The organism is Polaribacter sp. 20A6 (genome assembly GCF_011378915.1).
In the GTDB taxonomy this organism is placed as follows: domain Bacteria; phylum Bacteroidota; class Bacteroidia; order Flavobacteriales; family Flavobacteriaceae; genus Polaribacter; species Polaribacter sejongensis.
Genome location: NZ_WTPZ01000082.1, coordinates 1 through 672, shown reverse-complemented (window position 1 = coordinate 672; position 672 = coordinate 1). Strand labels below are relative to the sequence as shown.

Annotated in this window: 1 protein-coding gene; it reads left to right on the top strand. The window is 48.1% G+C overall.

All coding sequences use genetic code 11. The features are described 5' to 3' along the window. Positions 1-672: hypothetical protein (locus GQS57_RS18910; RefSeq protein WP_205860310.1), on the top strand; the 672-nt coding region annotated here is incomplete at both ends.

Here is a 672-nt window from a genome sequence, read left to right as displayed (position 1 = left end):
CGTAACTGACCTGAATGCCGATTCAGCAGATGTTAATGAGACCGTGACATACACGAAAGTCGGATCATTGGTACCAAGCTCAAGTGATGGGAACTTCCCTAGAGTACCAAGAGTAGTCTATCCAAATGACCCACGTGATGCGACGAAGGTTACACCAGCCGGTGTACCGACGGTACCAGGTTATACAGCACATGATCCAGAAGGTCATGTTTTGACACCCGGTAGCCGTTATCAGCCAAGTGATCCGACGAAAGATACAACGATCACCTATACCGCAGATCAGCAAAAAGGTAGTGTCAGCTACGTTGATGATACGACCGGCAAAACTTTAAAGACGGATTCAATTTCAGGAACAACGGGCTCGAAATCCAGTTATAGTACCAGTGGCAGCATTGCGGATTATAAGAAACACGGGTATGAGTTAGTTACTGATGGCTATCCAGCAGATTTGACATTCGACAATGATGACAAAACTGCTCAGAACTTCACGGTTCACTTGAAGCATCAGCTGACGCCAGTGAATCCAACGGATCCACAGACACCGGGAGCGCCAATCCATCCAGATGAACCAGATGGACCAAAGTGGCCAACTCGCACCAACTATGATAAGACGGTCCATGAGACCGTCAGTTATGTTGATCAGACTGGACACGTAGTGGCCAAGCCGCACAC